The sequence below is a fragment of the Nocardioides sp. Z24_21 genome, from assembly GCF_058134345.1.
On the sequence record NZ_JBYTTH010000001.1, the window covers coordinates 147255 to 171930 of the forward strand.

At 72.3% G+C, this 24676-nt stretch carries 28 protein-coding genes; 13 read left to right on the top strand and 15 right to left on the bottom strand.

Annotated features, from left to right (window positions below):
* Window positions 1-7: 7 nt before the first annotated feature.
* From AC3X7Z_RS00715 to ctaC, 3 genes are read right to left on the bottom strand one after another with little or no spacing between them, the layout of a single operon-like run.
* A complete protein-coding gene (locus AC3X7Z_RS00715; protein ID WP_186341000.1) occupies window positions 8-406 on the bottom strand; it encodes a cytochrome c oxidase subunit 4 in 399 nt (132 codons plus the stop codon).
* Window positions 403-2181, bottom strand: a complete 1779-nt coding sequence (ctaD, locus tag AC3X7Z_RS00720; protein WP_186340999.1) for an aa3-type cytochrome oxidase subunit I — start codon at window positions 2179-2181, stop codon at window positions 403-405. Before ctaD ends, AC3X7Z_RS00715 begins: the two co-directional genes overlap by 4 nt.
* Window positions 2178-3059, bottom strand: a complete 882-nt coding sequence (ctaC, locus tag AC3X7Z_RS00725; RefSeq protein ID WP_241005134.1) for an aa3-type cytochrome oxidase subunit II — start codon at window positions 3057-3059, stop codon at window positions 2178-2180. The genes ctaD and ctaC overlap by 4 nt, the downstream gene beginning before the upstream one ends.
* 185 nt (window positions 3060-3244) lie before the next feature.
* Between ctaC and AC3X7Z_RS00730 the strand changes: the two genes are divergently transcribed.
* Together AC3X7Z_RS00730 and AC3X7Z_RS00735 are read left to right on the top strand one after the other, a co-directional pair.
* Window positions 3245-4372 carry a cysteine desulfurase family protein gene (locus tag AC3X7Z_RS00730; protein WP_186340998.1) on the top strand — a complete coding sequence of 376 codons (1128 nt, stop codon included), beginning with the start codon at window positions 3245-3247 and terminating at the stop codon, window positions 4370-4372.
* Entirely contained in the window at window positions 4369-4611 is a 243-nt protein-coding gene (locus tag AC3X7Z_RS00735; RefSeq protein ID WP_241005135.1) for a sulfurtransferase TusA family protein, read from the top strand. The genes AC3X7Z_RS00730 and AC3X7Z_RS00735 overlap by 4 nt, the downstream gene beginning before the upstream one ends.
* A gap of 19 nt (window positions 4612-4630) precedes the next feature.
* On the opposite strand, the gene AC3X7Z_RS00740 is transcribed toward AC3X7Z_RS00735, so the two are convergent.
* The gene (locus AC3X7Z_RS00740) at window positions 4631-5617 is read right to left on the bottom strand and encodes a carbohydrate kinase family protein (protein WP_186340997.1); all 987 of its coding nucleotides are present in this window, start codon (window positions 5615-5617) and stop codon (window positions 4631-4633) included.
* Window positions 5618-5681: 64 nt separating this feature from the next.
* Here AC3X7Z_RS00740 and AC3X7Z_RS00745 point away from each other — a divergent pair, with 64 nt between their 5' ends.
* The gene (locus tag AC3X7Z_RS00745; protein WP_186340996.1) at window positions 5682-5936 is read left to right on the top strand and encodes a hypothetical protein; all 255 of its coding nucleotides are present in this window, start codon (window positions 5682-5684) and stop codon (window positions 5934-5936) included.
* Window positions 5937-6035: 99 nt separating this feature from the next.
* Here the strand turns inward: AC3X7Z_RS00745 and erpA are convergent, their stop codons facing one another.
* The gene (gene erpA / locus AC3X7Z_RS00750; protein ID WP_186340995.1) at window positions 6036-6395 is read right to left on the bottom strand and encodes an iron-sulfur cluster insertion protein ErpA; all 360 of its coding nucleotides are present in this window, start codon (window positions 6393-6395) and stop codon (window positions 6036-6038) included.
* 103 nt (window positions 6396-6498) lie between these two features.
* Window positions 6499-7581, bottom strand: a complete 1083-nt coding sequence (locus AC3X7Z_RS00755) for a glycerate kinase family protein (RefSeq protein ID WP_186340994.1) — start codon at window positions 7579-7581, stop codon at window positions 6499-6501.
* Window positions 7582-7622: 41 nt separating this feature from the next.
* Between AC3X7Z_RS00755 and AC3X7Z_RS00760 the strand changes: the two genes are divergently transcribed.
* Both AC3X7Z_RS00760 and AC3X7Z_RS00765 read left to right on the top strand, forming a co-directional pair.
* Window positions 7623-8039: an SRPBCC family protein gene (locus AC3X7Z_RS00760; RefSeq protein ID WP_489974685.1), complete on the top strand. Its 417-nt coding sequence runs from the start codon at window positions 7623-7625 to the stop codon at window positions 8037-8039.
* Between the two features lie 20 nt (window positions 8040-8059).
* Window positions 8060-8923 carry a GNAT family N-acetyltransferase gene (locus tag AC3X7Z_RS00765; protein WP_489974686.1) on the top strand — a complete coding sequence of 288 codons (864 nt, stop codon included), beginning with the start codon at window positions 8060-8062 and terminating at the stop codon, window positions 8921-8923.
* A 41-nt stretch (window positions 8924-8964) separates the two neighbouring features.
* Here the strand turns inward: AC3X7Z_RS00765 and AC3X7Z_RS00770 are convergent, their stop codons facing one another.
* A complete protein-coding gene (locus AC3X7Z_RS00770; RefSeq protein ID WP_489974687.1) occupies window positions 8965-10191 on the bottom strand; it encodes a glucose-1-phosphate adenylyltransferase family protein in 1227 nt (408 codons plus the stop codon).
* Between the two features lie 123 nt (window positions 10192-10314).
* On the opposite strand from AC3X7Z_RS00770, the gene nadA reads away from it, so the two are divergent.
* Together nadA and AC3X7Z_RS00780 are read left to right on the top strand one after the other, a co-directional pair.
* Entirely contained in the window at window positions 10315-11499 is a 1185-nt protein-coding gene (gene nadA / locus AC3X7Z_RS00775) for a quinolinate synthase NadA (protein ID WP_489974688.1), read from the top strand.
* Window positions 11500-11513: 14 nt separating this feature from the next.
* Window positions 11514-12707, top strand: a complete 1194-nt coding sequence (locus AC3X7Z_RS00780; RefSeq protein WP_489974689.1) for a winged helix DNA-binding domain-containing protein — start codon at window positions 11514-11516, stop codon at window positions 12705-12707.
* Window positions 12708-12723: 16 nt separating this feature from the next.
* Here AC3X7Z_RS00780 and AC3X7Z_RS00785 read toward each other — a convergent pair whose 3' ends face one another.
* From AC3X7Z_RS00785 to AC3X7Z_RS00805, 5 genes are read right to left on the bottom strand one after another with little or no spacing between them, the layout of a single operon-like run.
* Window positions 12724-13893: a sensor histidine kinase gene (locus AC3X7Z_RS00785; protein ID WP_489974690.1), complete on the bottom strand. Its 1170-nt coding sequence runs from the start codon at window positions 13891-13893 to the stop codon at window positions 12724-12726.
* Complete coding sequence (gene pspAB, locus AC3X7Z_RS00790; RefSeq protein ID WP_186340987.1) at window positions 13890-14462, bottom strand: PspA-associated protein PspAB; 573 nt, start codon at window positions 14460-14462, stop codon at window positions 13890-13892. Before pspAB ends, AC3X7Z_RS00785 begins: the two co-directional genes overlap by 4 nt.
* Before the next feature lie 9 nt (window positions 14463-14471).
* Window positions 14472-15386: a zinc metalloprotease HtpX gene (gene htpX, locus AC3X7Z_RS00795; RefSeq protein ID WP_186340986.1), complete on the bottom strand. Its 915-nt coding sequence runs from the start codon at window positions 15384-15386 to the stop codon at window positions 14472-14474.
* 13 nt (window positions 15387-15399) lie between these two features.
* On the bottom strand, window positions 15400-15678 hold the full coding sequence (pspAA, locus tag AC3X7Z_RS00800) for a PspA-associated protein PspAA (RefSeq protein ID WP_186340985.1): 279 nt from the start codon (window positions 15676-15678) through the stop codon (window positions 15400-15402).
* A complete protein-coding gene (locus AC3X7Z_RS00805) occupies window positions 15675-16472 on the bottom strand; it encodes a PspA/IM30 family protein (protein ID WP_206054385.1) in 798 nt (265 codons plus the stop codon). The genes pspAA and AC3X7Z_RS00805 overlap by 4 nt, the downstream gene beginning before the upstream one ends.
* A gap of 173 nt (window positions 16473-16645) precedes the next feature.
* Here AC3X7Z_RS00805 and AC3X7Z_RS00810 point away from each other — a divergent pair, with 173 nt between their 5' ends.
* From AC3X7Z_RS00810 to AC3X7Z_RS00830, 5 genes are all read left to right on the top strand, one after another.
* The gene (locus AC3X7Z_RS00810) at window positions 16646-17227 is read left to right on the top strand and encodes a DUF3043 domain-containing protein (RefSeq protein ID WP_186340984.1); all 582 of its coding nucleotides are present in this window, start codon (window positions 16646-16648) and stop codon (window positions 17225-17227) included.
* 10 nt (window positions 17228-17237) lie between these two features.
* Window positions 17238-17807, top strand: a complete 570-nt coding sequence (locus AC3X7Z_RS00815) for a GNAT family N-acetyltransferase (protein ID WP_186340983.1) — start codon at window positions 17238-17240, stop codon at window positions 17805-17807.
* Between the two features lie 94 nt (window positions 17808-17901).
* On the top strand, window positions 17902-18123 hold the full coding sequence (locus AC3X7Z_RS00820) for a hypothetical protein (protein ID WP_186340982.1): 222 nt from the start codon (window positions 17902-17904) through the stop codon (window positions 18121-18123).
* A 43-nt stretch (window positions 18124-18166) separates the two neighbouring features.
* A complete protein-coding gene (locus AC3X7Z_RS00825) occupies window positions 18167-18898 on the top strand; it encodes an AzlC family ABC transporter permease (protein ID WP_489974691.1) in 732 nt (243 codons plus the stop codon).
* On the top strand, window positions 18898-19194 hold the full coding sequence (locus tag AC3X7Z_RS00830) for an AzlD domain-containing protein (RefSeq protein ID WP_186340980.1): 297 nt from the start codon (window positions 18898-18900) through the stop codon (window positions 19192-19194). Before AC3X7Z_RS00825 ends, AC3X7Z_RS00830 begins: the two co-directional genes overlap by 1 nt.
* Before the next feature lie 37 nt (window positions 19195-19231).
* Here AC3X7Z_RS00830 and dapB read toward each other — a convergent pair whose 3' ends face one another.
* On the bottom strand, window positions 19232-20011 hold the full coding sequence (gene dapB, locus AC3X7Z_RS00835) for a 4-hydroxy-tetrahydrodipicolinate reductase (RefSeq protein ID WP_186340979.1): 780 nt from the start codon (window positions 20009-20011) through the stop codon (window positions 19232-19234).
* An 80-nt stretch (window positions 20012-20091) separates the two neighbouring features.
* On the opposite strand from dapB, the gene AC3X7Z_RS00840 reads away from it, so the two are divergent.
* On the top strand, window positions 20092-20607 hold the full coding sequence (locus AC3X7Z_RS00840; protein ID WP_186340978.1) for a class I SAM-dependent methyltransferase: 516 nt from the start codon (window positions 20092-20094) through the stop codon (window positions 20605-20607).
* Between the two features lie 148 nt (window positions 20608-20755).
* Here the strand turns inward: AC3X7Z_RS00840 and AC3X7Z_RS00845 are convergent, their stop codons facing one another.
* Both AC3X7Z_RS00845 and AC3X7Z_RS00850 read right to left on the bottom strand, forming a co-directional pair.
* A complete protein-coding gene (locus AC3X7Z_RS00845; RefSeq protein ID WP_489974692.1) occupies window positions 20756-22063 on the bottom strand; it encodes a M16 family metallopeptidase in 1308 nt (435 codons plus the stop codon).
* A gap of 123 nt (window positions 22064-22186) precedes the next feature.
* Entirely contained in the window at window positions 22187-24433 is a 2247-nt protein-coding gene (locus AC3X7Z_RS00850; protein WP_489974693.1) for a polyribonucleotide nucleotidyltransferase, read from the bottom strand.
* Window positions 24434-24676: the final 243 nt, after the last annotated feature.

Below are 24676 nucleotides of genomic sequence, written 5' to 3' on the forward strand. Positions count from 1 at the left end.
GGGCGGCTCAGTGGGCGTGTTCGCCCCGGTAGTACTCGAAGACGAAGCCGCACACCACGATGGCACCGGCGGCGAAGCCGATGATGGCCAGCCACCAGGCCGACAGGGCGATGCCGTAGACGATCACGCCCAGCGCCATGGCGCACCACAGGGGCCACCAGGAGTAGGGCGGGAAGAAGCCCAGCTCACCGGCGCCGTCGGCGATGTCGGCCTCCTTGCGGTCCTCCGGCCTCGGGTCCATGCGCGAGGCGTGGAAGCCGAGGTAGAGGGTGATCATGCCGGTGAGGAGCGCGGTCATGACGAGCGCGGAGGTGCCGGTCCAGTCCTCGGACAGGAACCAGTAGCCCGGTGCCACGACCCCCACGAACACGGTGGTGATCCCGAAGATCCATGCCTCGGCCTTCATCGGTCCCTCTCCTCGTCGGTCGGCTCGGCCGGCTCGCCGGCGCGCTCACGCAGCATCTCCTCGCGCCCCGCCACCTCGGGGGCGTCGGCGACGGCGCCGTCACGCTCGGCGTCGTTGTCCTCCAGCTCGAGCAGCGCGACCTCCGGGTGGTGCAGGTCGAAGGCCGGCGACTCGGAGCGGATGCGCGGCAGCGTGGTGAAGTTGTGGCGCGGCGGCGGGCAGCTGGTGGCCCACTCGAGGGAGCGCCCCCAGCCCCACGGGTCGTCGACCGGCACCTTCGGGCCCCTGGCCGAGACGTAGACGTTGTAGAGGAACGGCAGAGTCGAGGCGGCGAGCAGGAACGAGCCCGCCGTCGAGATCTGGTTGAGCGTGGTGAAGCCGTCCTCGGGCAGGTAGTCGGCGTAGCGGCGCGGCATGCCCTCGACACCCAGCCAGTGCTGGACCAGGAAGGTGGTGTGGAAGCCGACGAACAGCACCCAGAAGTGGAGCTTGCCGAGACGCTCGTCAAGCATCCGCCCGGTGAACTTGGGCCACCAGAAGTAGAAGCCGGCGAACATCGCGAACACCACCGTGCCGAACACCACGTAGTGGAAGTGCGCCACCACGAAGTAGGAGTCGGAGACGGTGAAGTCGAGCGGCGGGCTGGCCAGGATGACTCCGGTGAGGCCACCGAAGAGGAAGGTGACGAGGAAGCCGATCGACCACAGCATGGGCGTGTCGAACGACAAGGATCCGCCCCACATCGTGCCGATCCAGTTGAAGAACTTCACGCCTGTCGGCACGGCGATGAGGAAGGTCATGCCGGAGAAGAACGGCAGGTCGACGGCGCCGGTGACGAACATGTGGTGGGCCCACACCGCGACCGAGAGCATCGCGATGCCGAGGGTGGCGGCCACCAGGCCGACGTAGCCGAAGATCGGCTTGCGGCTGAAGACCGGCAGGATCTCGGAGACGATGCCGAAGAACGGCAGCGCGATGATGTAGACCTCTGGGTGCCCGAAGAACCAGAACAGGTGCTGCCACAGGATCGGACCGCCGTGGGAGGGGTCGAACACGTGGGCACCGAGGATGCGGTCGGCCTCGAGCGAGAGCAGCGCACCCGCGAGGATCGGGAACACCATGATCACGAGCATGCTGGTGATCAGCGTGTTCCACACGAAGATCGGCATCCGGAACATCGTCATACCGGGCGCGCGCATGCAGATGATCGTGGTGATGAAGTTGACCGCACCCAGGATCGAGCCCAGGCCGGCCATCCAGAGGCCCATGATCCACAGGTCGCCACCCACGCCTGGACTGCGCACGGCGTCGGAGAGCGGCGTGTAGGCGAACCAGCCGAAGTCGGCGGCACCGGACGGGGTCAGGAAGCCGGAGGCGGCGATGAGGCCGCCGAAGAGGAACAGCCAGTAGCTGAACATGTTGAGTCGCGGGAACGCGACGTCGGGGGCGCCGATCTGCAGCGGCATGATCACGTTGGCGAAGCCGAAGAACAGCGGCGTCGCGAACAGCAGCAGCATGATCGTGCCGTGCATGGTGAACAGCTGGTTGTAGAGCTGCTCGCTGACGACCTGGCCGCCCGGGTAGGCGAGCTCGGCGCGGATCAGCATGGCCATCAGGCCGGCGATCAGGAACCACGCGAACGAGGTGCCCAGGTAGAGCTTGCCGATCAGCTTGTGGTCGGTCGTCGTCAGGATCCGCACGACCTGCTGGCCCAGCGGCTTGCGCTCAGGCGGCGGAGTCGCGGCCTGGGGTGCGGGAGCGGTGGTGGCAGTCACTCCTGGCTTCCTTCCTGGGACTGGCTCTCGCCCAGTCCGGTCTGCGTGGTGGCTTCAGATCCGCCCAGGAGCGGCTCCGCGAGGGTCTGGCCGGTCTCGGCCAGGTCGGCGAGGTAGGCCTCGTACTCCTCCTGGCTGACCACCTCGACCTCGAAGAGCATCCGCGAGTGGTAGACGCCGCACAGCTCGTAGCACTTGCCGGGGTAGGTGCCCTCCACGGTCGGGGTGACCTGGAGGTGGTTGATCCGGCCCGGGATGACGTCCATCCGGGTCAGGAACGAGGGCACACCGAAGTTGTGGATCACGTCGGGCGAGTGGAGGTTGAACTGGATCCGCTGGTTGACCGGCAGGACCAGCACGGGGATCTCGTTGCCGTCACCGATGGTGTAGACGTACTCGTCGTAGGCGTAGTCGCCGTCGTAGCCGGTGGCGTCGACGTTCTGCTCGCCCAGGCCGTAGTTGAAGGTCCAGCTCCACTGCTGGCCCATGACCTCGACGGTCACGTCGGGGTCGGGCTCGACCTCGGTCATCACGTCCTGGACCCGCACCGTGTGGAAGAAGAACACCACGCACATCAGCACGGGGGCGATCGTGTAGAACACCTCGAGCGGCAGGTTGTAGCGCGTCTGCCGCGGCACCTCGTCGGGGCTGCGGCGGCGGAACTTCACCACCGCGTAGACGATCAGGCCCCACACGATGACACCGGTCACCAGTGCGGCGACCCACGCCCACTTCCACAGCTCGTAGGTGTAGGGGCCCTGCTCGCTGGCCCTGTCGGGCATGGCGAGGTTGCGGATCTGGTGCTGGTCGGCCTCGGAGCACGCGGCCAGCGCCATCATCGTCACGCCCAGCAGCGCGACCTTCAGGGTGCGCCTCACGGGCGCGCCCGAAAGGTTGGGGACTTGCAGACCCACTGACGAGCCTCTCTCTCGGTGCTTCTCGACCCATAGAGCGTATCCCCAACTCGCCGCGCCGTGCGGGGCAGGGTCGGGTGTCGGTCCATCTGCGCAGGTCAGGGTCGCTCCGCGGCCCCCGCCGGGTGGTCGTGGCATAAGTTGCCCCCGTGACTGCCCCTCCCGCCGGGCCCGGCGACCTGGACAGCGCGTCCTCGGCGCCGCTGCACCCGGCGGCCCGCGAGGTCCTCCTCGCCGCGCTGGAGCGCGGCTACGCCGACCCGCGCCGGCTGCACCGGCCGGGACGGGAGGCGCGGCTGCTGCTCGACAACGCCCGCGAGGCGACGGCCGACGCGCTCGGCGTGCGGGCCGACGAGGTGACGTTCACCCCCAGCGGCACCCACGCGGTCCACCTGGGCCTGCTCGGCCTCGTGCGCGGCTCACGTCGCGGCGACGGGGTCGCGCACTCGGCGGTCGAGCACTCCGCGGTCCGCCACGCGGTGGCCTGGGGTGCCCGCGCGGTCGAGGTGGGCACCGACATGCACGGCCGGGTCCGCCCCGACCACCTCCTCGAGGCGGCCCGCTCCCCCGGCGTCGGCACCGTCGCCCTGCAGACCGCCAACCACGAGGTGGGCACCGTGCAGCCCATCGACGAGCTCGCCCTGCCCGACGACGTCGCCCTCTTCACCGACGCGTGCGCGTCGATGGGGCGCTGCGCCCTCCCCGAGGGTTGGGCGGCGGCCGCCGGCTCCGCGCACAAGTGGGGCGGACCGGCCGGCGTCGGCGTGCTGCTGGTCCGCAAGCGGGCGCGGTGGCGCCCCCCGTTCCCCGGCGACGACCGCGTCGACGAGCGGTCCACCGGCTTCGAGAACGTCCCTGCCGTGCTCGCGGCCGCCGCCGCCCTGCAGGCGGTCGTGGCCGAGCGCGAGGAGGTCGGCGCCCGCCAGCACGCGCTCGTGGACGTCGTACGCCGCCGGGTGGCCGCCGAGGTGCCCGACGTGGAGGTGGTCGGCGACCCCGAGCGGCGCCTGCCCCACCTGGTCACGTTCTCGTGCCTCTACGTCGACGGCGAGGCCCTGGTGGGCGAGCTCGACCGGCGCGGCTTCGGCATCGCCAGCGGGTCGGCCTGCACGGCCTCCACCCTGACCCCCAGCCACGTGCTGGAGGCGATGGGGGTGCTCACGCACGGCAACGTCCGCCTGTCCCTCCAGCGCGACACCTCTCGCGCCGAGGTGGACGCCTTCTGCGACGCCCTGCCCGGCGTGGTCGCCGAGATCCGGTCGCGGGTGGGCATGTGAGCAGGTCCGACGTCGCCCTGGAGCTGGACTGCCGCGACCTGCCCTGCCCGATGCCGGTCATCGAGCTCGCCCGCCACCTCGGCGACGTGGCGGTCGGCGAGCTGCTCGCGGTGGTCGCACGCGACCCGGCCGCGGCCGTCGACGTGCCGGCGTGGTGCCGGATGAAGGGCCAGGCCTACGTCGGCGTCGACTCCGCCGACGACGGGACGGCCCGCTACGTCGTACGACGCCTGGGCTGAGCGGGACGGGGCCTGCCGGTCAGGGGCGGATCGTGCGCAGGTGCGGCTCGAAGTCGGCGACGGCCTCGTCGCCGTAGGTCGCCGCGCACCGCTCGAGGAACGCGTGGCGGGAGATCTCGTACTCCTGGGTGCCGACCTGCTCCACCACGTGCACGGCGAGCAGGCAGCCCAGCTGGGCGGCGCGCTCGTGGCCCAGGCCCCACGTCAGGGCCGCCAGGAAGCCGGCCCGGAAGGCGTCGCCGACCCCGGTCGGCTCGACCTTCTCGATCTCGGGGACCGCGCCCACGACCACCGACTCCTCGCCCTTGCGGTCGATGCGCACGCCCGCCGGGCCGAGGGTGACCACCCACGTGCCCACGCGTGAGAGGACGTCGTCGCGGCTCCACCCGGTCTTCTGGGTGATCAGGCTGGCCTCGTACTCGTTGGAGAAGAGGATGTCGGCGCCGTCGATGAGCTGGCGGATCAGCGCACCGTCGCCGAAGGCGAGCTGCTGGGAGGGGTCGGCCAGGAACCGGTAGCCGCGCTGGCGGCACTCCTCGGTGTGGCGCAGCATCCCCTGCGGGTCGTCCGGGCCGATGATGACGTAGTCGGGGTCGCCGACGCGGTCGACGATCGGCTTGAGCTCGATCTCGCGCGACTCGCTCATCGCGCCGGCGTAGAAGCTCGCGATCTGCGCCATCGAGGAGTCGTTGGTGCACACGAAGCGGGCCGTGTGGCGCGTCTCGGAGACGTGCACCGAGTCGCAGTCGACGTTGTGCCGCTCGAGCCAGGCGCGGTAGTCGGCGAAGTCCTCGCCCACGGCGCCGACCAGCACCGGGCGCAGGCCCAGGTTGCCGAGACCGAAGCAGATGTTGGCGGCGCACCCGCCGCGGCGCACGTCGAGGTCCTCGACGAGGAAGGACACCGAGAGCTTGTCGAGCTGGTCGACGACCAGGCTGTCGGCGAACTTGCCCGGGAAGGACATCAGGTGGTCGGTTGCGATGGATCCGGCAACGAGGAGGGACACGCCGCGAGACACTACCTCCCGGTACGGCTCGGGATACGCATCAGTAGCCAATAGCGTCGTCGCCATGATGACGTCACGACGCCCCGCGACCCCCTTCAGCGACGAGCTGGGCACCCCCGCAGAGATGGCCGCCGACGGCCGTGCGGCCAGCCGCAACCTCGGGCTGCAGAGCCGCCTCGAACGAGCCGCGCGCGCCGCCGGCAGGCCCGCGCCGAGCCTCCACTTCGACGACTACCCCGCCGAGGTCGGCAAGCGCGAGATCCGCGTGTCCGAGGCCGCCGCGCGCCTCGCCGGCGCCCTCCACCTCCACCTGGACTGACCTTGGACTGCACCGGGACTGACCCGGGACTGACCCGGGCACGACGAAGGCCCCCGCCAGAGGCGGGGGCCTTTCGCGTGCCGGCTCAGCGAGCCGGACTCAGTGGAACGAGTCGCCGCAGGCGCACGAGCCGGTGGCGTTGGGGTTGTCGATCGTGAAGCCCTGCTTCTCGATGGTGTCGACGAAGTCGATCTCCGCACCGTTGAGGTAGGGCACGCTCATCCGGTCGACGACCACGGTCACGCCGTCGAAGTCGGTGGTGACGTCGCCGTCGAGCGTGCGCTCGTCGAAGAAGAGCTGGTAGCGCAGGCCCGAGCAGCCACCGGGCTGCACGGAGATCCGCAGGGCCAGATCGTCGCGGCCCTCCTGCTCCAGGAGACTCTTCACCTTGCCTGCGGCGACAGCGGAGAGGTTGATCTGGTCGGTCCTGCGCTCGGTGGTCGCGCTCTGCTCGGTCATCTCATCACTCCAGAAGTCTCGGGTACTGCTCGGCTCAATGGTCGCACACCGGCGGATATTCCCGGCCGGCCGGCGCAGCCGCGCGTCCGTCCGTCCACCTGGCTCAGCGCGACCAGGTGCGCGCGACCCGGGCGGCGAGGTCGGCGAGGGCCTCGGCCGGGGCGCTGAAGGCGCGCTCCTCCCCCACCAGGTCCACGAGCGAGTAGGCGGACTCGATGCCGAGGGCGCGCATCTCGCGCGAGCCGACCAGCACCTGCCCGGCCAGCGCGATGCAGGGACGCAGCGCCTCGGAGGCGATCTCGGCCACGCCGTAGGGCACCTTGCCCGCGCGGCTGGAGAAGTCGAACGCGCCCTCGCCGGTCACGACGAGGTCGGCCGCGCGCGCCCGGTCGGCGAGCGAGACCGCCTCGGCGACCAGGCCGATGCCGGGCTGCCGGGTGGCACCGAGGGCGAGCAGGGCGTAGCCGATGCCGCCGGCGGCCCCGGCGCCCTTGTCGAGCGACGTACGCCGGTCGGTGGCGACGGCGAACGCCTCCAGCCACCCGTCCACCTCGGCGATCCGGTCCTCGGCGACCCCCTTCTGCGGCCCGAAGGTCTTGGTGGCCCCGAACAGGCCGGTGAGGGGGTTGTCGACGTCGCTCGCCGCCACCAGGGTCACGCCGTCCAGCCGCCGCCGCGCCGGTGCGAGGTCGACCGTGGTCACCGACCCCAGCGGAGCGGCACCCCCGTCGAGCGGGCCGTCGGACACGGCGCCGAGCGTCGCCAGGACGCCCGCGCCGCCGTCGTTGGTGCCGGTGCCGCCCAGACCGACCACCACCGTGCGCGCCCCACCCTCCACCGCGGCCAGCACCAGCTCGCCCACCCCGACGCTGGAGGCGGTCTCGACCGGGCCGGAGACCAGGTGCAGGCCCGCCGCCTGCGCAGCCTCCACGTAGGCCGTCGTGCCGACCCTCAGCACCGCCGCGGGGACGGGCGCGCCGTGCGGGCCCGAGACCGTCACCGCCGCGAGCTCGCCGCCCATCGCGGCATGCAGCACGTCGACGAAGCCGGGGCCGCCGTCCGCCATCGGGGCGAGGTCGAGGTCGTCGCCCGGCGCCTGCCGGCGCCACCCGGCGGCGACGGCCTCGGCGGCCTGGACCGCGGTGAGGGTGCCGGCGAACTTGTCGGGGGCGATCAGCACGCGCATGGCTGCATCCTGTCAGTGGGGCCATCCGGCATGCTTGGCGCATGAGCCTGGACCCGATCGTCGCCGAGATCACCGTACCGGTGACCCCGACCGAGGCCTTCGTCGGCTTCACGGCCCAGATGGGCGAGTGGTGGGACCCGATGCTGAGCCCCGACCCGGCCACCTTCACCGGCATCGCCATCGACCCCGACGGACCGGTGGCCTCCGTGCACGGCGACGAGCAGTACGTCTGGGGCAGGGTCGACATGTGGGACCCGATCGGTCACTACACCCAGCAGTTCTGGCTCGGCCACGCCGAGGAGCAGCCGACCACCCTCGACGTGCTGTTCACCGAGGCCGAGGGTGGCACCCTGGTGCACCTCGAGCACGGCGGCTGGGCCGACGGCAGCGAGGACGTGCGCGCGAAGTACACCCACTGGGACGACCTCCTCCGGCGCTACGCCGTCCACGTGTCGTGACCGCGACGGTCGTCCGGCCGATGCGCGTGGACGATGTCGCGGCCTTCGCCGAGATCACCGCGACGTCCTACCACGAGGTCGACACCCGCACCCACCAGCGCGCGTGGCCCGATCCCGTACGCCGCCCGGCCGCACGCAACGGCCACTGGGTCCGGCGGACCCGGCAGGCGCTGGCCACCGACCCGGGCGGCTGCTGGGTCGCGGAGGTCGATGGCGAGCTCGTCGGCGGTGCGGTGTCGCGGGTGCGTGAGCTGATGTGGATCCTCGCCTCGTTCGCGGTGCGCCCCGAGCACCAGGGCCGCGGCATCGGCACCCAGCTGATGGCGGCCGCGCTGCACCACGGCCGGGGGTGCCTGCGCGGCATGTTCGCCGCGAGCGCCGACCCCGGCGCCGTGCGCCGCTACCGGCTCGCGGGCTTCGACCTCCACCCGCAGATGATCCTCACCGGGGTCGTCGACCGCAGCGCCATCCCGGTGGTCGGCCGGGTGCGCGAGGGCACGGCCGGCGACCGCGACCTGATGGACTCGCTCGACCGGCGCACGCGCGGCGCCGCGCACCTCGGTGACCACGACCTGCTGCTCGAGCAGTTCCGCCTCGTCGTGACCGACCACTCGACGGGCTCCGGCTACGCCTACGTCGACGACGAGGGCGTGCCGGTGCTGGTCGCGGCGACCAACCGGCGTACGGCGTCAGGGCTCATGTGGGAGGCACTGGCGTCCTCGACCCCGGGCGCCCAGGTGTCGGTGCACCACGTCACCGCGGCCAACGCCTGGGCGCTCGACGTCGGCCTGGCGGCCCGGCTGGCGATCTACACCAACGGATACCTCTGCCTGCGGGGGATGAAGCCCCCGGCGCCCTACCTGCACCACGGCTCGCTGCTCTAGCCGCGAGCCGCGCAGGCCGCGCAGGCCGCGAGGGGCTGACGTCAGCCGGCGGAGCCCGGCTCGAGGCGGGCGCCGGCCGCGACCGTGCCCGAGACCTCCGAGTCGCGCCCGGCGAGCACGAGGTCGTCGTCATGGGCGACCCGGCGCGACGGCTCGGCGCCGACGCGGGCCCCGGCGCGCACCTCGCACCGCTCGTCGAGGACGGCCGTGCGGACGACCGAGCCGGCGCGGATGACGCAGTCCTCCATCACGACGCTGTCGTGGACCTCGGCGCCCTTCTCCACCACGACGCCGGGGCCGAGCACGCTGCCGACGACGAGGCCGGCCACGTCGGCGCCCGGCGACAACAGGGAGTCGTGGCACTCCCCCGCCGCGCGCACGCGCGCCGCGGGGCGGTCGGGCCAGTGCGAGATGACCGGCCGGCCGGGGTGGTCGAACACGTCGACCCGGCCGGCGAGCAGGTCGCGGTGCGACTGCAGGTAGAGGCTGGGCTGGCCGACGTCGCGCCAGTAGCCGGTCAGCGGGACCGCGGCGGCGCGTCCGGTCTCGACCAGGCGCGGGAGCAGGTGCTCGCCGAAGTCGCCGATGCCGCTGTCGCCGTCGTCCTGCTCGCCGGACAGCTCGCGCCGCAGGTCGCGCAGCGTCCCCAGCAGGGCCTCGGTGTCGTAGAGGAAGATCTCGGTGGCCACCGTGCCCGCCGACGGCCGCGACGGCTTGCTCTCGATCCCGGTGATCGTGCCGTCGCCGCGCGAGAGCACCACGACGTTGTCGGAGGCGTCCTTCTTGGTGACCTCGCTCGTCAGCACGGTCGCCACGCGCCCCGAGGCGACGTGGTCCTCGACGACGGGGCCGAGGTCCATGTTGAAGACGTGGTCGGCGCTGCACACCACCAGGGTCGGCGCGCCGAAGGCCTCGATGTCGGCCGACATCCGCAGCAGCAGGTCGCCGTTGCCGTGCGCGAAGCCGCTCTCGGTCGCCGGCCCGGTGCCGGTCTGCGGGACGATGCGCCGAAAGCCCCCGCGGTTGCGGTCCAGGCTCCAGGGACGACCGCCGGAGAGATAGTCGTCGATGGAGGTGACCTGGTACTCCAGGGACACCCACACGTCGGCCAGGTCGGCGTGCACGAGGCTGGAGAGGGCGAAGTCGATCAGCCGGTGCACGCCGCCGAAGGGCAGCGCGGGCTTGGCCCGCTCCCGGGTCAGCACGTCCATCCGGGAGCCCTGGCCACCCGCCTGGACCAGGGCCAGGACCTCACCTCGTCGCGTCATGCTCGAAGCATGGCATCCCGGGCGACCCGCCTGCTTCCCCTCCTAGGATGAGGCCATGCCCCGCGCCGCACGACGTTCGTCCCGTCCGTCCTGCGTCGGCGGGTCTCGCTGCGGGGACGCCGCATGAGCCTCGTCGACCTGCCGCTCCTGCCCCTCGGCAAGGGCCGCGACCTCGATGCCGAGCGCGGCGTGGAGTGCCCCGGCGACCTGCCGGCGGCGTCCGACCCCGACCTGGTGGCGCGGGCCCGGGCGGCCAAGGAGGCGCTGGGCGAGCGGGTGTTCGTGCTCGGGCACCACTACCAGCGCGACGAGGTCATCCAGTTCGCCGACGTCACGGGCGACTCGTTCAAGCTCGCACGCGACGCGGCGGCCCGCCCGGCCGCCGAGTTCATCGTCTTCTGCGGCGTCCACTTCATGGCCGAGTCGGCCGACATCCTCACCTCGCCGAGCCAGCAGGTGGTCCTGCCCGACCTGGCCGCCGGGTGCTCGATGGCCGACATGGCCCGCCTGCGCCAGGTCGAGGACGCGTGGGACGCCATGGCCGCCGCGGGCGTCCAGGACGCCGTCGTCCCGGTGACCTACATGAACTCCAGCGCCGACATCAAGGCGTTCTGCGGGCGCAACGGCGGCGTCGTGTGCACCTCCTCCAACGCCGACGTCGCCCTCGAGTGGGCGTTCGCCCAGAAGGCCGCGGCCCCCGGTGGGGCCACGGTGCTGTTCCTCCCCGACCAGCACCTCGGGCGCAACACCGCGGTGCTCCAGATGGGCATCGGCCTCGACGAGTGCGTCGTGTGGGACCCGCTCCAGCCCGGCGGCGGGCTCACCCCCGAGGAGCTCCGACGGGCCCGGATGATCCTCTGGAAGGGCCACTGCTCGGTGCACGGCCGGTTCTCCGAGGACGTCGTCGACGAGCTCCGGGCCCAGCACCCCGGCATCAACGTGCTGGTCCACCCCGAGTGCCGGCACGAGGTCGTGCTCAAGGCCGACCTGGTGGGCTCGACCGAGTTCATCATCAAGACCATCGAGGCCGCCGAGCCCGGCACGGTGTGGGCGATCGGCACCGAGCTCAACCTCGTCAAGCGGCTGGCCCACGCCCACCCGGACCAGACGATCGTCTTCCTCGACCGCAACGTCTGCTACTGCTCGACGATGAACCGCATCGACCTGCCCCACCTGGTGTGGGCCCTGGAGAGCCTGGTCGCGGGCACGGTGGTCAACCGCGTCGCCGTCGACCCCGAGACCCAGGCCGACGCGCTCGTGGCGCTCCAGCGGATGCTCGACCTGCCCGGCACGTCGCACCGCGACTGAGGGGCCGGCCAGCGATGACGACGACACGACGGCGGATCAGCGATGCCGAGCGCCGCAGCCGGATCGCCGTACGCCACGCGCTGGCGCCGGCCCGCCGGCTCGACCACGTCGAGACGGTCACCCGGACGATGACCGCCCTGCACGCGACGGAGGCGGCCACCGTCCACCTCGCCGTCGCCGCCCGCTCCGAGGGGGTCACCCCGGCCGACGTCGACGCGGCGCTCTACGACCACCGCTCGGTGGTCAAGCAGCTCGCGATGCGCCGCACGCTCTTCGTCTTCCCCCGCGACCTGCTGCCCGCCGCGTGGGGCAGCGCGTCCGCCCGCGTCGCGGCGTCGGAGCGTCGGCGCATCGCCAAGGCGATCGCCGCGGGCGGGATCGCCGACGACGGAGCGCGCTGGCTCGACCTGGCCTGTGCCGCCGTCCTCGACCGGCTCGCCGCCGGTCCGGCGAGCACCGCCCAGCTGCGCGCCGAGGTGCCGGAGCTGGCGGGGACGGTCGGCGGCGGCACGGACAAGCCGTGGGACCGACCGGTGCCGGTCGCCCCGGGGGTGCTCACCGTCCTCGGCCTGGAGGCCCGGGCGTTCCGGGGGCGCAACGCCGGCCACTGGCGCCTCAACAAGCCCACCTGGACGACCGCGGAGGACTGGCTGGGCGTCGTGGAGCCGCCGCTCGACGAGGCGGCGGGCTACGCCGCGCTGGTCGGCCAGTGGCTGACCACCTTCGGGCCCGGCACCGAGGCCGACATCCAGTGGTGGCTCGGCTCGACCAAGACCGCCGTCACGCGGGCGTTGGCCGACGTCGGCGCCGTCGAGGTCGACCTCGACGACGGCTCGATCGGATGGGTGCACCCCGACGACGTCGAGGACACCGGTCCGGTGGAGCCCTGGGCCGCGCTGCTGCCGACCCTCGACCCCACCGTGATGGGGTGGCGGGGCCGCGACTTCTACCTCGACCCCGCCCACGTGCCGTTCCTCGTCGACACCAACGGCAACGCCGGCACCACGGCCTGGTGGGACGGCCGCGTCGTCGGCTGCTGGGTGCAGGACGAGATGGGGGTCGTCCGGCTCTCGCTGGTCGAGGACGTCGCGACCGACGGGCGCGCGGCGCTCGAGCACGAGGCGCAGCGGCTCACCACGTGGCTCGACGGCGTCGTGATCGGCAACGTCTACGCGTCGCGACAGATGAAGCACGCCAGGCTCCCCTGACGCCGCGCGCCTGCGCTCAGGCGCCGGCGCGGGGCAGCTCGAACCAGAACACCGAGCCACCGCCGTCGCGGGCCTCGACGCCCAACCGGCCGCCGTGGGCCTCGATGATCCGACGGCACGTCGCCAACCCGATGCCCGAGCCCTCGACTCTCTTGTCGAGCCGCGCGAGCGGCGCGAAGACCCGCTCCCGCATGTCCTCGGGGACGCCGCGGCCGCGGTCGCGCACCTCGACCCGGTGGTGCCCGTCGACCGGGACCGAATCCACCTCGACCTCCGGCACCGCGCCGGGCTCGGTGAACTTCACGGCGTTGTCGAGCAGGTTCATCAGCACCGCACGCAGCTGGGCCGCGTCACCGCGCACGAGCGGCAGCACGCCCACCGAGACGCACTCGCGCGGCAACCGCCCGGTCAGGTCGTCGAGCGCCGACGACAGCTCGGCCGCCAGGTCGACGACGTCGTCACCCGGCGCCCGGCCCTGCTGGGCGAACTCCAGCAGGTTGGCGATCAGGGCGGTCATCCGGTCGACGCCGCGGCGCGCCCGGGCCAGGGTGTCGAGCTGGTCGGGCGCCTCGACGTCGAGCTCGAGCGTCTCGAGCGACAGGGAGATCGAGGTCAGCGGGTTCTTGAGGTCGTGGCTGACCTGGCCGGCGAAGTTGGCCAGGCGCTCGTTGGACGTGCTGAGCCGGGCGTCGGCCTCGGCGAGACGCCGCGAGGCGAGCTCGAGCTCGAGGACGTCGACCACGCGGTAGGCGAGCTGGGCCAGGCCGTGGGCCGCCTCCTCGCTGACCTCGTGGGGGCGGTCGTCGAAGACGCAGAGCGTGCCGATGGTGACGCCGGACGGCGTGGTCAGCGGGTGGGAGCCGTAGTACCTCACGTGGGCGACCTCGCCGGTCGTCCACGGGTTCCGCGCGAACCGCACGTCGCGGCCGGCGTCCTCCACCATGATCGGCGTGCCGCCCTCCACCACCAGCCGGCACATCGAGTCCTCCACCGGGGAGTCGGCGCCCGCGAACCCGGTCGTCGCGACCTGGTGCTGGACCTCCGAGCCCAGCAGGTTGACCGCCGCGAACGGGACGCCGGCCACCTGGGCGGCGAGCTGCACGAGCGAGTCGAGCTCGCGCCGCGGCGGGTCGTGGAGGACGCCGTAGACAGCGATGGCGCGATCTCGCTCCCGGCCGTCGTTCACAGCCCGGGCGCCTTCCACACCGCCAGCCACCGCTGGAGGTCGGCCTCCATCGGCAGCTCGGACTGCAGCAGGTCGCGCACGGACAGCTCGAGCAGCGTGTCGCGGGTCTGCTCCCCCGTCGGCGCGAACGGGTAGAACGTGCCCTGCTTGTAGAGGTAGGTGAGCCCGAACCGCTGGCCCGACGCGTTGGCGAACGGCACCATAGAGCACAGCAGTCCCGACTCGAAGCCGTTGAGCTCCAAGGTGGTGTTGACCGCGTGCAGGTCGGTGCACAGCCCCGCCATGTCGTCCTTGTCGCCGCTGACGACGAGCCAGGTGAAGCCGAAGTCGTCCTGGGTGACCTCCACGTCGGGCGCGTCGTCGTCGTCGCGGATGAGGCCCAGCACGTCGGCCTGCGTCTGGGCGAACGCCGCCCCTGCCGCCGAGCGGTAGCAGACCGACCCGATGCCGGTCGGCTCGAACCCCAGCGCCGTCTGCAGCGTGATCGCCGCGCTCGGCACGTGGAAGAGCGCGTCGAGGTTGTTGCGCTTGGGCTGCGTCCGCGCGCGCAGGACGTCCCAGAGTCCCATCACGCCACCTCAGCCGGTGGGCCGGCCGAGCTCGGCCTGGATGCGGGCGAGCTGCTCGAGGCGCTGCTGGAGCGGGGGGTGGGTCGCCATCAGGCCGCCGAGGCCGCTGTGGAGCGCCGGGACGATGCACAGCGCGCTCGCCGCCCCGACGGCGCTCCCGGCCCGCAGGTCACGCTGCGGGATGGCCGCGGCCTCGCCGCTGATCTTCTGCAGGGCGCTGGCCAGCGAGCCCGGCTTGAGGGTCAGGTAGGCGCCCGCGCGGTCGGCGCTGAGCTCGCGGTAGCGCGAGAGCAGGCGCAGCAGCAGGAAGCTCACGGCGTAGACCACGAGGCTCACGAGGACGGCGACGAGCACCGCGGGCAGGGCGCTGTTGTTGTTGCGCGAGCGGCTCATCCCGCCGAACTGTGCAAAGCGCATCAGCAGGCCCGCCGCGATGCCGGCCGACGAGGCGACCGTCATCACGAGCACGTCGCGGTGGGCGACGTGGCTCAGCTCGTGAGCGAGCACCGCCTCGAGCTCCTCGGCGTCGAGCGTGCGCAGGATCCCGGTCGTCACGCACACGACGGAGCGCTCCGGCGAGCGCCCGGTGGCGAACGCGTTGGGCACGGCGAGATCGGACACGCCGACCCGCGGCTTGGGCATGTCGGCCAGTGCGCAGAGCCGGTCGATCATGCCGTGCAGCTCGGGCGCCTCCTCGGGCGTGACCTCGCGGGCGCGCATGGCCCGCATCGCGACCTTGTCGGAGGTCCACCACTGCCAGAACGCCACGCCGATCGCGATCAGTGCGACGACCGGCGCGAAGCTCGTGCCCACGAACTGGATGACCGCCACGACGAGGGCGACGAACAACGCCCCGAGCAGGAACATGGTGAGGGTCATCCGGGCGGTCAGCCCGGAGTCCTTGATGAAGCGGGAGGTGGCCACCGGTCGGGGCAACTCAGCCGGGGATCAGGCCGTCGTCGCCGAGGAGCTCACGGACCTCGTCGATCGTCGCATCGGACGGCGGCAGGATCAGGTCGGACCCGTCGAGGGCGTCGAGGGAGTGGTGGGTGCCGCTCGAGCGCACCGCGGACAGCAGTCCGTGCAGCGCCGTGCGGAACATCTGCTCGTCGCCCGACTCGATCGCCTGCTCGAGCTGGGTGTCGAGGCCGTTGAGGGCATCGAGAGCGTGGTCGTCGAGGTCGTACTGCCCCTCGCCGAGGATGCGGACGATCATGCGCGTCCGCCCTCGTTGCCCTCGTTGTCGGCGCGCACCGACTCCGGCGACTCCGCGAGGATGTCGCCCCCGTCACCGGCCTCGATGGCCTGGGGGTTGCTGGCGGCCTTGAGACGGGCGAGCTCGGCCTCCACGTCGGAGCCGGAGCTGAGCGCGTCGAGCTCGCGCGCGATGTCGTCGCCGGCGTTGACCTGGGAGGCGTCGTCGAGCGCGCCGGAGGCGATCAGCTCGTCGATGGCCTGGCCGCGGGCCTGCATCTGGGCGGTCTTGTCCTCGGCGCGCTGGATGGCGAGGCCGACGTCGCCCATCTCCTCGCCGATGCCCGACATCGCCTCGCCGATGCGCGTCTGCGCCTCGGCCGCGGTGTAGGTGGCCTTGATGGTCTCCTTGCGGGTGCGGAAGGCCTCGACCTTCGCCTGCAGCCGCTGCTGGGCCAGGACCAGCTTCTCCTCCTCGCCCTGGAGCGTGGCCTGCTGCTCCTTGAGCGCGGTGATCTGGGAGGCGAGCCCCGACTTGCGGGTCAGCGCCTCGCGGGCGAGGTCCTCGCGCCCGGCGGCGATTGCCTTCTCGGCCTGGCCCTGGAGCTTGGCGGCCTGCTGCTCGATCTGGTTGACCTGGAGCTCGACGCGCTTGCGGCTGGTGGCCACGTCGGCCACGCCGCGCCGCACCTTGGAGAGCAGCTCGAGCTGGCGCTGGTAGCTGTAGTCGAGGGTCTCGCGGGGGTCCTCCGCCCTGTCCAGGGCGGTGTTCGCCTTGGAGCGGAAGATCAGGCTGATGCGCTTCATGAGACTCATCGGGGTGGAGACCCTCTCTTGGTCATGCGGAGGTGGTGGCTGGATCGCGACGGGCTGATTGCTCTCACCCTAGAACCAAACCCAAGTGCGAGGTAGGGCATCCCGCGACGCGGGCCCCGCAGGGCGCGACGATAGGCTGGTCCCAGCATCCGATCCATCTGAAGGCAGCACGCGTGTTCCGACGTACCGAGCCCGAGCCGGAGACCCCCACCACCGTCGACAAGGCGGGTGGCAAGGGTCGGCCCACGCCGAAGCGCAAGGAGGCCGAGGCCGCCGCCCGTGCCCGCGCGAAGGTGCCCCGCACCCGCAAGGAGCAGGCCGCGGCACAGCGCGCCGCGCGCGGCGACACCTCCCGCAAGATGCGCGAGGCGATGAAGACCGGCGACGAGCGCTACCTGCCCGCCCGCGACCGCGGCCCCGTGCGCCGCTTCATCCGCGACTTCGTCGACTCCAGGTTCTCGTTCATCGAGCTGATGATCCCGCTGCTGATCGCGTCGATGGTGCTCGGCTACTCCGGCAACCCCAGCATGGTGCAGCTCGGCAACACCGTGCTGTTCACCACCTTGCTGGTGATCATCTTCGACATCGTCATGCTCCGCTTCCGGCTGCGCCGCGAGCTCGCGCGCCGCTTCCCCGGCGAGCCGACGAAGGGCGCCACTCTCTACGCCGCCATGCGCTCGCTCCAGATGAAGTTCCTCCGACTGCCCAAGGCGCAGGTCAAGATCGGCCAGAAGCTCCCCGAGACCTATCGATGAGCCGGTGCCGATGAGCCACACCCACCCGCCCGCCGGCGGCGGGCCCAGTGCCGACGTGTCCGTCCGCGTGGCCTGGGCCGACGACGCCGCGGCGATCGCGTCCGTGCAGGTGCGGGCCTGGCCCGACCTCTACGCCGGACTGCTGCCGGCCGAGGTCCTGCCGACCGACGTCGCCGCCGTCGCCGCCCAGTGGCGCCAGGCCCTCGTGCGCCCCGCCGACGCGCGCAACCGGGTGCTCGTGGCGCTCGAGCGCAACCGGGTGGTGGGTTTCGCGCTCACCTCGCCGGCCGCCGATCCCGACTGCGACCCCGTCTCCGACGGCGAGCTGGCCGAGGTCACCCTCGACCCCGGCGAGCGGGCCAAGGGCCACGGCTCGCGGCTGCTCCAGGCGGCCGTCGACACCCTCGCCGCCGACCGCTTCACCCGCGCGGTGGCCTGGGTCAACGCCGGCGACGACGCGCTGCGGACCTTCCTGGTCGACGCCGGCTGGGCACCCGACACCGCCCACCGCGAGCTCGACCTCGACGGCACCGGGACGACCACGGTCAAGCAGGTCCGGCTCCACACCGCGATCGCCTGACACGTCGATTTCGGCTTGACCGGACCTTGATTTTTTGGTGACGCACGTCACGATGGAGGTCCGGCCACCTCGCCGGTCCACCCCGGGAGTCCAGATGCTAGGTCCCCTTCCCGCCCTCCACCGGTTGCTGATCGTCGTCTCGGCCCTCGTCGTCTGCGTCGGCATCGGGCTGTGGATCGGCACCATGCCGGCCGTCCCGCTCAACCTCCGCGTCAGCCTGGTCGCGGGGGGCGTCGCGGGGGTGGTCGCCGCCTTCGCCCTCGTCCACGACTTCCACCGGCGCCGGCGTCCCGCGCGGGCGCCGCGTCGCCACTGAGACGGCACCCTCGTCGACCCTGCGGATGACCTAACCTCGGGTCGTGCCAGACGCTGCCCTCACCCCCGGTGAGCGGTCGGGCATCGTCCGCGACGGCCTCGCCGTGGGCGTCGCCACCGGGGCGTACGGCGTCGGGTTCGGGGCCGTGTCCGTCGCCTCCGGGCTCAGCATCGCCCAGACGTGCGTGCTGTCCCTGTTGATGTTCACCGGCGCCAGCCAGTTCGCCCTCGTCGGCGTCGTCGCAGCAGGAGGCGCCCCGATGTCGGGTGCCGCCACCGCCCTGCTGCTCGGCACCCGCAACACCCTCTACGGCCTGCGGATGGCCCCGCTCCTGCGGTGGCGGGGGTGGCGACGTGCCGCGGCGGCGCACGTGCTGATCGACGAGTCGACGGCCATGGCGGTCAACCGGGGCACCACCGAGGGCGCCCGGCTCGGCTTCCTCACCACGGGGACCGCGGTCTTCGCCCTGTGGAACCTCGCCACCCTCGCCGGGGCGCTCGCCGGGGAGGCCGTCGGCGACCCCCGCACGTTCGGGCTCGACGCGGCCGTCGGCGCCGCCTTCCTCGCCCTGCTCTGGCCGCGGCTGCGCGAGCGGCGCAACGTCCTGGTCGCCGTCCTCGCCGCGGCCGTGGCGCTGAGCGTCGTGCCGGTCACCGCGGCAGGCGTGCCCGTGCTGGCCGCGGGTGGCGTCGCGCTGCTCGGCGGGGTGATCGGCCGGCGCCCCGACCGGGCCGCCGCCGGGCCGTCCGACGACGCGGGGGGAGGTCGCCCCTGATGTGGACCGCCGTCCTGGTGGCCGGAGTCGGCTGCTACCTCCTCAAGCTCGCCGGGCTGTCGCTGCCCGAGCGCGTCCTGGCCCATCCCACGGTGGAGCGGGTCGCCGACCTCATCCCCGTCGCCCTGCTCGCCGCGCTGGTCGCCGTGCAGGCGTTCTCCTCGGGCACGTCACTCGCGCTGGACGCCCGGGCCCTCGGCCTCGCCTTCGCGGTGGTCGCGCTGCTGCTGCGGGCGCCGTTCCTCGTCGTCGTGGTCGGGGCGTCGGTCGTGGCGGCACTGGCCCGCCTCCTGTGACGGCCCCGCCCACCCGGCAGCACGCGCCCGGCTGGGCTCACCCGAGGTCCAGGAAGCCCTCCAGCCCGACCGTGAGGCCAGGGTGCTCGGCGATGGCCCGCACGCCCGTGAGCACCCCCGGGGTGAACGAGACGCGGTCGAGCGAGTCGTGGCGGATGGTGAGGGTCTCCCCCGCCGCGCCCAGGACGACCTCCTGGTGCGCGACGAGGCCGCGCACCCGCAGGCCGTGCACGCGAACGCCGTCGACGTCGGCGCCGCGGGCGCCCTCGAGCCCGGTCGAGGTGGCGTCGGGCATGGGGGCGCAGCCGGCCTCGCGACGGGCCGCAGCGATGAGCTCGGCCGTGCGCCGGGCGGTGCCCGACGGCGCGTCCGCCTTGTCGGGGTGGTGCAGCTCGACCACCTCGACGGACTCGAAGAACGGCGCGGCCAGGGCGGCGAAGCGCATCATCAGGATCGCCCCGATGGAGAAGTTGGGCGCGATCAGCACCCCCACCCCCGGCGCCGCGGCGAGCCACTCCTCGAGCTGGTCGAGGCGCGCGCGGTCGAAGCCCGTCGTACCGACGACCGCGTGGATGCCGTGCTCGATGCAGAATCGGAGGCTGTCCATCACCACGTCCGGGTTGGTGAAGTCGACGACCACCTCGGCGCCGGAGCGGACCAGCTCCTCGATGTCGTCGCCGGCGTCGACGGAGGCCACCAGCTCGGTGTCGGGAGCAGCCTCGACGGCGCGGCAGACCTCGGTGCCGACCTTGCCGCGCGCGCCGAGCACGCCGACCCTCGTGCGGTCACCGGCTGGTCCGTCTGCAGAGGCGCTCACACGCCCCACCGTATCGGCAGGAGGCGTCCGCCGAGTGGCGGTGGCTGACTCGGGTACCTGCGTCTGGCAGGCTGTGGACCATGCCACCAGCGACCATCCCGCCGCGCATCAAGTGGGCGGTCGACCTCATGGACGTCCAGCCGGCTGACCAGGTCCTCGAGATCGGGTGCGGCCCCGGCGCGGGCGCCGAGGCGATCTGCGCGCGGCTCGAGACCGGCAAGCTGTTCGCGATCGACCGCTCCGAGTCGGGTGTCGACCGCACCAAGCGCCGCAACCAGAAGTACGTCGACGCCGGCCGGCTCGTCGTGCGCCAGATCGACCTCGCGACGCTGCGGGTGCCGGTCAAGCGGCTCAACAAGGTCTTCGCCTTCAACGTCAACCTGTTCTGGGTGCGCGCCTGCGACGACGAGATCGCCCTGCTCCACGAGCGGGTCGTGCCCGGTGGCGCGGTCTACCTCTTCTACGAGGCGGCGCGCCCCGAGCTGGTGCCCAACATCGTGAAGAAGGCCTCGGAGAACCTGTTGCGCGGCGGCTTCCGGGTGAGCGTGGTCGAGCAGAAGGCTCCCCCGGTCATCGGCATCATCGCGCGCCGCTGACCTCCGGGCGGCCGTCCCTCGCTCATCCCTCGCGCTGACGGTTCATCAAGGTATGTCGCTGGACCCGCACTTCCCATGGCGAGCTGACCATGGGAAGTGACGGTTCGCCTGCATACCTTGATGAACCGTCGCCGCCGCGGCGCCGCGCTCAGGCCTGGGGCCCCACGACGGCGAGCAGCTCCGGCTGGCCGAAGAGCTCCGCGGCGAGGGCCGCGACGTCGTCGGTGGTGACCGCCTCGATGCGCTCGACGACCTCGTCGATCGTGAGCAGCTCGTCGTGGACGAGCTCGGCCTTGCCCAGGCGCGACATGCGCGACCCGGAGTCCTCGAGGCCGAGCACGAGGCCGCCCTTGAGCTGGCCCTTGCCGCGCTCGACCTCCTCCTCGGTCAGGCCGTGGGCCGCGACCTTGGCGAGCTCGGCGCGTACGGTCTCGAGCACGGCGTCGTACTTGCCGGGCAGGCAGCCGACCGACACGCCGACGATGCCGGCGTCGGCGTGGTGGGTGGCGAAGGAGTAGACGGAGTAGGCCAGGCCGCGCACCTCACGCACCTCTTGGAACATCCGCGAGGAGGTGCCCCCGCCCAGGGCGGTGTTGAGCACGCCGAGGGCGTAGCGGCGCGGGTCGGTGCGGGTCAGACCCTTGACACCGACGACGAGGTTGACCTGCTCCTGCGGCCGGACGGTGCGCGACTCGCCGGGGTGCACCTTGCGGGCCCGCTCGGACTGGGCCGAGATCGTCGGCTCGGCCTCGACGTCGAGGAAGCCGCCGCGCCCGAAGGCCTGCCGGACCTGGCGCACGACGGTGGCGTGGTCGACGTTGCCGGCGACGGACACGACCATGTTGTCGGGCCGGTAGTGGCGCCGGTAGAAGCGCTGGATCTGGGCGCGGGTCATCGCGGTGATGGAGGCCTCGGTGCCCGCGATGGGGCGCCCGAGCGGGGTGTCGCCCCACGCCTGGTGGGCGAACAGGTTGTGCACCACGTCGTCGGGGTCGTCGTCGTGCATGGCGATCTCGTCGAGGATGACGTCGCGCTCGGCCTCCACGTCGGCCTCGGTGAGGGTCGAGGCCGTCACCATGTCGCCGAGCACGTCGACCGCGGTGGCGAGGTCCTCGTCGAGGACCCGCGCGTGGAAGACGGTGTACTCCTTGGTGGTGAAGGCGTTGAACTCGCCGCCGACGGCGTCCAGGGCGACCGAGATGTCCATCGCCGTGCGCTCGGGGGTGCCCTTGAAGAGCAGGTGCTCCAGGAAGTGCGAGCAGCCGTGCAGCGCCGGCGTCTCGTCGCGCGAGCCGACCCCGACCCAGACGCCGATGCTCGCCGAGCGGGTGCCGGCCATCTGCTCGGTGACGACGCGCATGCCGCTCGGCAGGACCGTGCGCCGTACGCGCGAGGTGACCGCGCCGTCGGCGTCCTTGACCGTGTGGAGGGTGCGGGTGGTGCCGTTCTTCTGCACTGGGGTCCTTCCGGGGCCGGGACGCACCCGGAGCGGGGCGTCTCGAGGGGTGGATCGGGGTGAAGCGCCACGACCGGCCGGCCAGGCGGCCGACCGGTCGTGGGGTGGAGCGTCAGGCGAGGGTCACTCGTCGTCGGACTCGGGGGCGGTGTTGGAGCCGGCCTCGGCCGCCTCCTCCGAGCCGCCCTCGTCCTCGACGACGGGGACCAGCGACAGCTTGCCGCGGTCGTCGATCTCGGCGATCGAGACCTGGACCTTCTGGCCGACCGAGAGGACGTCCTCGACGGCCTCGACGCGCTTGCCGCCGGCGAGGGAGCGCAGCTTGCTGATGTGCAGCAGGCCGTCCTTGCCGGGCATCAGCGAGACGAACGCACCGAAGTTGGTCGTCTTGACCACGGTGCCGAGGTAGCGCTCGCCGACCTCGGGCATCGTCGGGTTGGCGATGGCGTTGACCGCCGCCTTCGCGGCCTCGGCGGCCTCGCCGTTGGTCGCGCCGATGTAGACCGTGCCGTCGTCCTCGATCGAGAGCGTCGCGCCCGTGTCGTCCTGGATCTGGTTGATGACCTTGCCCTTGGGCCCGATCACCTCGCCGATCTTGTCGACCGGCACGCGGACGGTGATGATGCGCGGCGCGTGGATCGACATCTCCTCGGGGGCGTCGATGGCCTCGCTCATCACGTCGAGGATCGCCAGGCGCGCGTCGCGGGCCTGGGTCAGCGCGGCGGCGAGCACCTCGGCGGGGATGCCGTCGAGCTTGGTGTCGAGTTGCAGCGCGGTGACGAACTCGCGGGTGCCGGCGACCTTGAAGTCCATGTCGCCGAACGCGTCCTCGGCGCCGAGGATGTCGGTCAGCGCGACGTACTGCGTCTCGCCGTCGACCTCGCCGGAGATCAGGCCCATCGCGATGCCGGCGACGGAGGCCTTCAGCGGCACACCGGCCTGCAGCAGCGACAGGGTCGAGGCGCAGACCGAGCCCATCGAGGTCGAGCCGTTGGAGCCCATGGCCTCGGAGAGCTGGCGGATCGCGTAGGGGAACTCCTCGCGCGAGGGCAGCACCGGGAGGAGCGCGCGGCGCGCCAGGGCGCCGTGGCCGACCTCGCGCCGCTTGGGCGAGCCCACGCGGCCGGTCTCGCCGGTCGAGAACGGCGGGAAGACGTACTTGTGCATGTAGCGGCGGTGCTTCTCCGGCGACAGCGTGTCGAGCTGCTGCTCCATCTTGAGCATGTCGAGGGTGGTGACACCCAGGATCTGGGTCTCGCCGCGCTCGAACAGCGCGGAGCCGTGGACGCGCGGGATCACGTCGACCTCGGCATGCAGCGGGCGGATGTCGGCGAGGCCGCGACCGTCGATGCGGACCTTGTCGCGCAGGACGCGCTCGCGCACGACCGACTTGCTGACGCCGCGGAACGCCGCGCCGATCTCCTTCTCGCGGCCCTCGAACTGGCCGGCGAGCTTCTCGAGCAGCCCGGCCTTGAGCTCGTCGCTGCGGGCCTCGCGCTCCTGCTTGTCGCCGATCTGCATGGCGGCGCTCAGGTCGTCCTTGACCGCGGCCTCGACGGCGGCGTAGACGTCGTCCTCGTAGTCGAGGAAGACCGGGAAGTCCTGCACGGGCTTGGCGGCCTCGGCGGCGAGCTGCGACTGCGCCTCGCACAGCTGCTTGATGAAGGGCTTGGCGGCGTCGAGGCCACCGGCCACGACCTCCTCCGTCGGCGCCTGGGCGCCGCCCTGGACGAGCGCGATGGTGTCCTCGGTGGCCTCGGCCTCGACCATCATGATCGCGACGTCGCCGGTCTCGGTGACGCGGCCGGCGACGACCATGTCGAAGACGGCCGACTCGAGCTGCTGGTGGGTCGGGAACGCGACCCACTGGCCGTCGATGAGCGCGACGCGCACGCCGCCGACGGGGCCGGAGAACGGCAGGCCGGAGAGCTGGGTCGACATCGACGCGGCGTTGATGGCCAGCACGTCGTAGGGCACGTTGGGGTCGAGCGCGAGGACGGTGATGACCACCTGGACCTCGTTGCGCAGGCCCTTCTTGAAGGTCGGGCGCAGCGGGCGGTCGATCAGGCGGCAGGTGAGGATCGCGTCCTCGCCCGGGCGGCCCTCGGACCGGAAGAACGAGCCGGGGATCTGGCCCACGGCGTACATCCGCTCCTCGACGTCGATCGTCAGGGGGAAGAAGTCGAAGTGGTCCTTGGGGTGCTTCGACGCCGTGGTCGCCGAGAGCAGCATGGTCTCGTCGTCGAGGTAGGCCGTGACGGAGCCGGCGGCCTGGCGGGCGAGGAGGCCCGTCTCGAACTTGATGGTGCGCTTGCCGAACGAGCCGTTGTCGAGGACGGTCTCGACAGCGGAGATGATGGGTTCACTCATGGAAGCAGGATCCTGCTTTCTCTTCGCGGAGCGATCCGCGGCGTCCACCCCTCATGTGGTGGACCATCGAAGGTCCCGCGGGGGCCGGTCTTCGATCGAGGCCCGCAGATCGGCCCAGCCTGGGGCGGGGATCTGAAGGCCACTACCGAGGACCGGGCGACGAGGCGGGTCGCTCCTGTTGGGTGTGTTTCAGTTGTGCCGGGTCGACACTAGCGCGGCGAGGCCCGGATGTGAGAGGAGCGG